Source organism: Staphylococcus sp. HMSC072B07 (assembly GCF_001815505.1).
Lineage (GTDB): Bacteria > Bacillota > Bacilli > Staphylococcales > Staphylococcaceae > Staphylococcus > Staphylococcus simulans.
Genome location: NZ_KV820911.1, coordinates 77,283 through 87,503 on the forward strand (window position 1 = coordinate 77,283; position 10,221 = coordinate 87,503).

A 10,221-nucleotide genomic window follows, 5' to 3' on the forward strand; every position below is an offset into this window, starting at 1 on the left:
AATGCTAGATACAATAAAAGTTAATAATAAAACAATTCCATGGTTAGTAGTAGAAAGAGGGTTTAAAATACCCTCTTTTAATTTTGAAATAGAAACTGAAGATGTACCGGGAAGAAAAGGTTCAGTTTTTAAAAAGAGAGAGGTGAAAGGTTATGAATTTGACTTACCTTTAATAGTAAGTAATGAACATCTCTCACACGGTGGAATGAAAAAACACGATGATATTTTAAATGAGATAGTACGTTTCTTTGATTATGATTATGAAGTTCCATTACAATTCATGACACAAGATTGGTACTGGAATGCTTTTTTTGAAGGTCCTGTAGAAATTGATAAGACACCTAGAGGAGTATTGTCATTTGTTATAAAGGTTGTTTTGGTAGACCCATACAAGTATGCAGCAACCGGCAACTACAACACTGCTATATCAGACCAAGTGTCTATTGTGAATAGCGGTACAGCTGATACACCCGTCACAATAGAAGCGAGGGCATTAAAAAATGCTAACTTCTTCCAAATTGCCAAAGGCGATGAGGACTATTTTATGATTGGTGACGATGATGTAGATAAACCACTCAATGACTATTCACCACTCATTTTAGGTGATGAATTGCGCGTGTTTAAAGGCTGGAATAAACAAGATGCCAAAGACTTCACTGATAACCATACAGGCGGTGACGTTGGTGGTGCTTTCAGTCAATCTTCAAGCAAGGAGTCATTCTACCTAAACACAGAAAGCGTAACGGGTAGTGGTTGGCAGGGCGCTATGTATAAACGTAGCTTTGTCAATTATGCGAGCGCTCAAGACTTTTCAACGACTGTTAAGTTTGGCCTAAACCAACGTCGTAAAGGCGCAGTACACTTCGCACAGTACCTCTACGATACAGACGGACGAGTGATCGCTTCAATTGGTTACAGTAATCCTAACGCCAACTCAAACACAGGACGTATCATTGTTACACTGTTTAACCAAAATGGCGACCAAGTTAAGATATACGACTATAAAAACAATCCTAGTTTATACAACATGGATGAGTTTGTGGTCTATATTAAGTTGGAACGTCGTAGCAATCAATTTAAAATAAAAACCTGGAAATATAGAGAGATTCCTTATCCGTTAAGAAAAATCGCGTTTGATCAGCATGAAAAAATTTATATGGATAGCGGTAAATTCTACACACGACCTATTGCTTCGTTATCTTTATATTCTGCTAAGAATGGTAATAATCCAGTCATGCCGCTATATATTTTCGGTACTTATACGAGAGAGCTATTGCCTAAACCTAAAGGGGCAAGAGATATGATTATCAAAAAAGGCGATGAAATTTTGATTGATATGCGTAATCATAATGTATTAGTAAATGAAGAGCCTTTTTTATCTGAAAAAACTTTTGGTTCTAACTATTTCAATGTAGAAAAAGGGCATACAGAATTAATTATCTCACCGTTAAATACATTTGATACAACGGTTCGTTGGCAAGATAGATATTTATAGAAAGGAGGTTGCAATTTGCTGCATATTTTAGACTATGAAGATAAAATTATAGACTTTATTTCCGAAGATGACGCATCAATTATTAACGCAAAACATAACCGTGATATTAATAATCACTCAGAAACGTTTGACTTTACAATACTGTCAGAACGAGCTATAAATATGCAAAAGAATTATAGAGTCATTATTCAAGATAGCACTGGTCAGTATAGAGAATTTATTATCGAACATATTTCACAAGATATGGATGGATATACTGAAATAGAAACAACAGCTTCATATTTAGAAGATATAACCGGTGGGCCTCCTTATGCACCAGGGAGCTTTGAGAAAAAGACAACCACAGAAGCCTTATATGATGTATTGAAAGATACGGGATGGCAAGTATCAGAAGCTACTGAATATGGGGGTATACGTACGACATCATGGACTGGTTTTCATACACGTTACGATATACTGGTGCAATTGTGTACGACTTACGATATGATAGTTGATTTTTATATCGAGTTAGGTAGTAATACAGTTGATGGTCGCTACGTTGTGCTGCGGAAGCGAAATCCTATATTTCAAGGTAAAGAAATAGTTAAAGGTAAAGACTTAACTGGTTTAAAGCGAATTGTTGATATGAGCGAAGTTAATACCGCATTATTATGTGTGGGTCCTGAAAAAGAAGATGGTTCACGTATTACTTTAACCGTCAAAGATGATGAAGCCCAAGCGCAATTTGGATTGCCAGGAAGATATATTTGGGGCATCTATGAACCTGAAACTGAAGATGAGAATATGACTGAAGCACGATTACGTTCATTAGGTACAACTGAATTGAACAAACGTAAAAAAGAAAAAATCAGTTATGAAGTAACATCTCTAGATATTAAAACATATCAACCGCATGAAATTGTTCATATTGGCGATATGGTACGTATCAAAGATAGAGATTTTACGCCTCCGTTGTATTTAGAAGCTGAAGTAATCGCTGAAGATTATGACATGGTTACTAAAGAATCAACATATTCCTTTGGCGAGTATAAAGAATATCGTGAAGATAATTTACGACAAGAGTTTTATAAGCAACTTAGTAATATTAGACAACGAATGAATGATAACTTCAGCAATGTAAATACTATTGTTAGGGAGACCAACAGTCAATTACAGTATTTCGAAAAGAAAATTATTAAGTCGCAAGATGCGCCGGAAAATCCAGTCAATGATATGTTGTGGTTAGACACAAGTAATCCTAAAGTAGCAGTGTTACGTAGATACTGGAACGGACAGTGGATAAATGCGACTGCCGAAAAAGCTGATGATATTGACGCAGTTACACGCGAGAAAGCTTTGTACGATGATTTAAATAACACATTTATAAACTTGAACATTCAACACAGCAAGTTATTAAGGGAAGTGTATGAAGTTATAGACAGTGAATACCTTGTCGATACTGCATTGAAACAACAGGTTCAACAAAATTTAGATAATACAATCAATGTCTATCATGCAATCGAGACAAATCTTGAAAGTATGACACCGGAAACAGCGACAATCGGAAAACTTGTTGATACACAAGCACTGTTTTTAAAATATCGCGAATTGCTGCAAACACTATACAATTCATTAGAAAACGCTAAGATTGCAATAGATGATCGTTTCAAATTACTGCAATCTCAATACACAGATGAGAAATTCAATGATGCAATGTCTAAAGTAGCCGAAGGCATCGGTGGTACATGGAACGCTGAAACAGGTCAATTACTTGCAGATATTCCAAGTCAACAAGAATTAGAAGACGCGTTGAAAACCTATATCAACAGTCAAGACGACGCATTGAAACAGCTAATTGACGGTGAAGTGAACAGCAAGATAACACAAACTAAAAATGAATTAAGCAGCAACATCAGCGCAGTGAGTGCAAAAGTGAACGGTATTCAAGTCGGAGGGCGCAATTTGTTTTTAGATACAGAAACATTTGGCCCCAAATTTACAGGAAGCGTATTAAATTATCCATTATCATTAATCAATGGTAAATATTGGATTACATTAGGTTACATATGGAATTTTTATGTAACTATGGATGTAGAAATCGGCAAACCTCATACATTATCATTTAATGCTAAAAGCAGGAATGATGTTGAAACAATAGCTTATACACCAATCAGGAGTACAAAATCAGACGGAACAACAGAATGGCTAGGTTATTATAAAAATCCTGTTACTAAAGAAAAGCGTGTTAAATTAACATTCACACCTGTAACTTCAAAAATTGACATATTCTTTTTGAAAGATGGTTCAACTTTACCAGATGTTATGTATTCAGAAATCAAACTTGAAAAGGGTACAATTGCGACTGATTACACACAAGCGCCTGAAGATATACAAGCAAATATTGAAAAGGCACAAGCAGACGCGACAACAGCTTCAAAAGCATACGCGGACGCCCAGGACGCATTGAGAAAAACAGAAGCACAGGCTTATGCAGACGGAGTTGTCACAGAGGAAGAAGAACGTGCAATCGCAGATGCCCAAGAAAAATTAGAACAAGCAAAAGTTTATGCCGATACAACAAAAGCAGCTGCACTTGCTTATACAGATGAAAAGCTAGAACCGATCACATCAACACAGACAAAACAATCGACAGACATCAAACAACTGCAAGACGGTATCACATTAAAAGCTGATAAAACTGAAATTACAACAATGTATGATAACAACATCAAACCGTTAGAAACTAAAGTTAATGACAATACGGCACAATTAAAAGTACAAGCTGACCAGATCAGCAGCAAAGTAGCAAACAGCACATACACGGCAGACGTCAACAATATCATTACACGTTTGAATAGTGCAGACACTCAACGTACACAGTTGAGCAATGCAATCAACGACCGTGTCACTATCAAAGAATATACAGATAATAAAACGGCAACAACGAACCAAATTAATACAGCTGTAAATAATGTGCAGGTCGGCGGTAGAAATTTATTAGAAAACAGTGCAAATATTAAAAAGGCTATCAATGATACTTCGAACAATTATAATCAGTATTGGGCTACTTTAATCACAAGTGCTCATAGCAAATTACAGCTGGGCGAAACCATAACAATCAGCTTCGATGTTCAAATGGAACGCGGTGAAATACTAAGAGTGTATGATACTTTAACTAACTATGATTTCATGTTTGGTGAAAAAGTTTTTACTAATTTAGGTAATAAAAAGCAAAGGTTGTCATTTACTTTACCATTAGTATCAACAACTAAAAGCAGTACAGTTTGGAACTTAAGTTTTTACAACAATAACAACGGCGACCGATTTACAATTGAAAATATCAAGATAGAAAAAGGAAATAAAGCAACGGACTGGACACCTGCACCGGAAGATGTCAAAGCAGATATTGATAAAACAAAAGCAGAAACTGATAAAACGCTTAGTGTTATGCAAACACAGATTAATCAGAATGGTACTGACATCAATGCACGTGCAACAAAAGAAGAGTTTAACGCCAGTAAGAAAACACTATCGAATGTAATAAGTGATTTATCTATTAATACGACAACAGGTCTGACACTTTCATATGATGAAAATGGTAATATTCAATCACATACTGTTGGCCCCGATGGCATTATGTTGAAGGGTGACCGTGTCAATATCAATGTGAACAAAGATTTTCAAGTGTTAGCTGGTAATGTAAATAATAAAGTCGGTAAAGATGAAATCATTAATCGTTTAAACTTATCACCAGAAGGTTTAGACATCAATGTAAATAACTTAGGTATACGTGGCGGGGATACTACAAATTATTTATCAATCAAGAATCAAGAAATATTATCCCGTGGTACATTCACAAGGACATGGGGCGGCGTAACTGATACACCTAGTGCAGAAATTGGAATTAAAGATGGATATATTCTTTCCAGAAATAAAAAAACAGGATATAACCTTTATATGACTGAAAAAGGACTATCCACAATGATGTCCGGCGGCGTCGGTTCAGAACAAGCTGGTGCATTAGAATTTCATTACGATTTATTTAATGATAATTCACGTGGTGTGCGCCTTTCGTCTACTTATGGAGTTGTATTCCTGCACTCTGAAAATAGTCGTATCTATACTCGATCCAGATATACAACAAATATTGAAACTTGGGAAGCGTCTGTATATATTCGACCTCAAGTTTATTCTCGTCCAGGTACTAACGAATTCAGTTTTTATCTCAAAGATAATGACAATGCTAAAGATACGGATGGTACATTGCTATTCGGTGAAATCTATGACGATAAAGGTCAAGCGGGGTCTGGTATTAGATTTAAAAAGGCAGGATTTTCAGGACAAACTGAAGGGGACTATGAACCTGTCGTATATGCAACAGATAAATTTGGAAACATCGGAACAGGTAGTTTTCACGCAAGAAACTTTTATGGGGATTTCCAATCAAGAAGTGGTTATTTGTATCTCAAAGCTGATGACAGGGTTCGTATCACAGACTACAAAGGTTATAACAACGGTAATCCGACATATGGTGATTTGCAGTGCAGATGGATACAATCAGAAAGTATCCGTACAACAAGCACCAACTTTTATATCGGTACATCAACAGGTGAAGTAAGAATTACTAACAACTTACTTTATAACGGCGGGGACATTGGCTATAAAGATATACGTTTCAAAAACTATGTAGCAATGTCATCAGAGAGATATAAATATGATATTAAAGAGTGGAATTATAGTGTGCTTGATGCATACCGCAATGATCTAAAATTATATTCTTATAAAAACAAATCTGAAAAAGAGGAAGAATATGTTCGTGACCATCACGGTATTATTATTGAAAGAGAAATACCGATTGAATGGAGACATCGTGATGGTTTTGATGGCAATGAAGTGTTGTTTTGGAATACTAAAGCTATACAAGAATTGATTGAAAAAGTAGATGAATTGGAGGAACAAATAAATGAATCAAAATAACCAATTACAAGCAGATCCAAATAAAGTGATTAACAACTTATTGAACAGAATCACTGAGCTGGAAAAAGATAATGCAATTTTGTTCGCATTGTATCAAGAGGAATTAGAAAACAAACAAAATACTGATGAAAATGACCGTGGTGTAAGTGAGTAACTTATACCACTATTTTTATACAAATTTTTAGGAGGAATTTATTATGGAAAGAATCAAGGAATTTTACTTAGTGGAAATTAATAAATATGGAGAAGAGAGTGCATTAATGCAAAATTATTCGAATGGCTTCGTCAGAGGGGCTTCGCCTAATACTGCTTATAAATTTCAAGAAAAAGAACAAGTAATCCAAGCTTGTAAGGTTCAAAATATGCTTGCTACTATTTTGAACAATGGGACTAAAACTTATTTTGTGGAACAAAATATTGAACGTGAAATGTATGATGAGAAAGGTGAAGTATATGTAAAAGGCGAGGTGCAAGAGGTATAGCCTCTTTCCCTAACTTTTTTTAGAAAGCAGGTGAATGGATGAAAAAGCTGAATCTATCAGAGATGATAGCAAGCACCCTATTATTCGGAACAGGGTTATTCACGTTGTGGAGAGGGTTGTTCTGGACAATTGAGCAAGACTCGATTTTAGGCGATTCTGCTTTTTATAGAGAATTACACAACCTGTTACCGATATGGATATGGGGTGTGTTGTTTTTACTTTCAGGCATATTATTAATGTGTGCAAGTTATTTACTACCTAAACAAAATCGAAAAAGTTATTGGCTAATCACAATCGGAAGTCTTATATCATTCGTTATGTATTTTATTATAACAAGTGCAAGTGTTTACAACGCAATTAATTGGTTATCTCCTATTCAATTCGCTACACTTTCAGGGGTTTATTTAGTGCTGATGTTTTTCGGAGGTTTCGAAATTTATGCCGAGCGAAGATAAATATGTACTACGTCATGAATGGGAAAGAGCGAATCGTAATATAGATGGGAAGATTAATGAAGTAGATAACAAGCATATAGCATTGCATAACGATTTAAAACTACTGGTCACACGATTAAACGATAGTAACGATGCATTAATTCAAAGCCAATTAACTACAAATAAGACTTTGGAAAAAATCAACGACAATCTTATAGGATTTAATAATCGTATCAAAGACGTTGAACATACTTCTGATATAACAATAAAAAGGTTAGATTCGATTGAAAACTTTGTATCTGAAAGGCAAAAAGGAAATATGCAGATATGGGTTGCAATCATTGGTGCTATATCTACTGTGCTAGTAGGCGCATTAGGATTTGCAGCAACTTTTTTCTAAGTCGGCGCACTGCGTCGGCTTTTTACTATTTCAAAGGAGTGAATTAAATGGAAGATAAAATCAAACAATTCATCGGTTTAATCGGTGGTTTTCTCGGGGCATTATATCTTGCACTAAACACAAGTGGAATCAGCGCGGAATGGATTAATCCTCAAAAAGTAGATGCATGGATTAATGTGATCAATACTGGATTACCCCTCGCATTAGTATCATATGGAGTATGGAAGAATACATTTATTATTAAAAAATCAGCGCGTGACCAAGAAAAGTATTTAAAGGAGAAAGGGTTGAAATAGGATGCTAACTGCTATTGATTACCTTACTAAAAAAGGTTGGAAAATTTCATCCGACCCACGCACTTATGATAATTATCCTAAAAATTATGGATATAGAAATTATCAAGAAAATGGAATTAATTATGATTCGTTTTGTAATGGTTACCACAGAGCATTTGATTTGTACTCTAATGCAACTAACGACATCCCTGCAGTAACTAGCGGTACAGTAGTCACTTCTGAAACACATGGTAATTTTGGAGGCACAGTGGAAATCAGAGATGCCAATGGTAACGATTGGATTTATGGCCACTTGCAACGTAATTCATTACGATTCTCAAAAGGCGATAAAGTCAATCAAGGCGACATAGTTGGATTGCAAGGTTCATCCAACTATTATGATAATCCTATGAATGCACATCTTCATTTACAATTACGTCCTAAAGGAACAGATTTAAATGATGAGAAAGCAGAAGTATGCAGTGGATTGCCAATTGAAAAATACGATATTAGTAAGCTGAATGCAAAACAAGATAAATCTAAAAACGGAAGTGAGAAAAAATTGAAACATATTTATTCTAACCATATCAAAGGTAATAAAATTACAGCACCAAAGCCAAGTGTTCAAGCCGTGGTTATCCATAATGATTACGGAAGTATGACACCTTCTCAATATTTGCCATGGTTATACGCACGTGAAAATAACGGTACACATGTTAATGGTTGGGCAAGTGTGTATGCTAACCGTAATGAAGTGTTATGGTATCACCCTACAGACTATGTAGAATGGCATTGCGGTCATCAATGGGCAAATGCTAACTTAATCGGCTTTGAAGTATGCGAATCATATCCGGGGCGCTTGTCAGATAAGTTGTTTTTAGAAAATGAAGAAGCAACTTTAAAAGTGGCAGCTGATGTTATGAGATCTTATGGCTTACCAGTAAACCGAAACACAGTACGACTGCACAATGAGTTCTTTGGTACTTCTTGCCCGCATCGTTCATGGGAATTGCATGTCGGCAAAGGTGCCCCATATACAACCGCTAACCAAAATAAAATGAAGGATTACTTTATCAGTCGTATTAAATATTATTATAACGGCGGTAAATTACAAACAAGCAATGCCAAAGTTATCAAACAAAATGATGTAAAAAAAGAAGTTAAAAAGAATGAACAACAACAAGTAGTTAAGACAACAGATTGGAAAAAGAACAAACATGGTACTTGGTGGAAAAATGAACAAGCTACATTCAAAAATGGTAATGAATCTATCCAAGTATGGCATGTCGGTCCATTCCGTATTGATGGTAACCAAGCAGGTAAGCTACCAGCAGGCACAAGTATTAACTATGATGAAGTAATGTTGCAAGACGGTCATGTTTGGGTAGGTTACGACGGCTTCGAAGGTGAACGATTATATCTACCAGTAAGAACATGGAACGGTGTCGAACCGCCTAAACATGGAATAGGCGATCTTTGGGGTAGTATTAGCTAAATAAATATGTTATTATTTATTTACCGCTGTTGTCATTGTAAAAAGTGTCTTTTCACAGATGATACTATATTGTAAGTTCGTGGATGATAGTGTCCATGACTTGAGGGTTATCTATATAGGTAACCCTCTTTTTTTATGGTATAGTATAATTCAAATAGCGGTACTTTAGGAAATTGTCGGAATAATTGTATTTGTAATTAAAAAGTGAAATATAGAGTGGTATTAGTAAAAAAGTTATGATATAATTTTTTCAGACACTGTTTTCACAACTCAACACTCTAAGGTGTAAATAGACTTTAAGCATGATTTGAGAGTTACCTATAAGTAGCTCTCTTTTTTATTGAAATAAAGGGTAGTAATTACTAAAAAAACATGGTAAAATAAATATAGAACATGGTTTTTACTCTTCGTTATTCTATTGTGTAAATAGATATTATGCATGAGAATAGAAAGCTGTCTTTTTTGGCAGCTTTTTTATTATCTTATTTTAATATTAAACAAATTGTGTTAGTATATTAAACAGAAGATATTTTGGAAGATAATTTTCTAATCATAATCTTACCACCTTTTATGGTGGTGTTTTTTATGTTATATTAAAAACGTGGGTTAGATATATGGTATCTATGTAGAGAAACTATTTAAATAGTTTCTCTCAGACCGTAGACAAACTACCGTTATAACTTG

8 protein-coding genes are annotated in these 10,221 nt (G+C 35.1%); all 8 read left to right on the forward strand.

What is annotated here, in order from left to right; all coding sequences use genetic code 11:
- The first annotated feature begins 1 nt into the window (after position 1).
- The 8 genes from HMPREF3031_RS06530 to HMPREF3031_RS06560 are packed head-to-tail and all read left to right on the forward strand — an operon-like array spanning position 2 to position 9,537.
- Positions 2-1,495, forward strand: a complete 1,494-nt coding sequence (locus HMPREF3031_RS06530) for a phage distal tail protein (RefSeq protein ID WP_060804522.1) — start codon at positions 2-4, stop codon at positions 1,493-1,495.
- A gap of 15 nt (positions 1,496-1,510) precedes the next feature.
- Entirely contained in the window at positions 1,511-6,451 is a 4,941-nt protein-coding gene (locus HMPREF3031_RS13880) for a phage tail spike protein (protein WP_070724764.1), read from the forward strand.
- Positions 6,438-6,605, forward strand: coding sequence for a hypothetical protein (locus HMPREF3031_RS13445; RefSeq protein WP_155974680.1), 168 nt, complete (start codon positions 6,438-6,440; stop codon positions 6,603-6,605). The genes HMPREF3031_RS13880 and HMPREF3031_RS13445 overlap by 14 nt, the downstream gene beginning before the upstream one ends.
- A 43-nt stretch (positions 6,606-6,648) precedes the next feature.
- On the forward strand, positions 6,649-6,933 hold the full coding sequence (locus HMPREF3031_RS06540; protein WP_060804518.1) for a hypothetical protein: 285 nt from the start codon (positions 6,649-6,651) through the stop codon (positions 6,931-6,933).
- Positions 6,934-6,971: 38 nt separating this feature from the next.
- Positions 6,972-7,388: a hypothetical protein gene (locus HMPREF3031_RS06545; RefSeq protein ID WP_070724766.1), complete on the forward strand. Its 417-nt coding sequence runs from the start codon at positions 6,972-6,974 to the stop codon at positions 7,386-7,388.
- Entirely contained in the window at positions 7,372-7,767 is a 396-nt protein-coding gene (locus HMPREF3031_RS06550; RefSeq protein WP_070469052.1) for a hypothetical protein, read from the forward strand. The genes HMPREF3031_RS06545 and HMPREF3031_RS06550 overlap by 17 nt, the downstream gene beginning before the upstream one ends.
- A 47-nt stretch (positions 7,768-7,814) precedes the next feature.
- Positions 7,815-8,063 carry a phage holin gene (locus HMPREF3031_RS06555; RefSeq protein ID WP_070626834.1) on the forward strand — a complete coding sequence of 83 codons (249 nt, stop codon included), beginning with the start codon at positions 7,815-7,817 and terminating at the stop codon, positions 8,061-8,063.
- A gap of 1 nt (position 8,064) precedes the next feature.
- Positions 8,065-9,537: a peptidoglycan DD-metalloendopeptidase family protein gene (locus tag HMPREF3031_RS06560; RefSeq protein ID WP_070724768.1), complete on the forward strand. Its 1,473-nt coding sequence runs from the start codon at positions 8,065-8,067 to the stop codon at positions 9,535-9,537.
- Positions 9,538-10,221 lie beyond the last annotated feature (684 nt).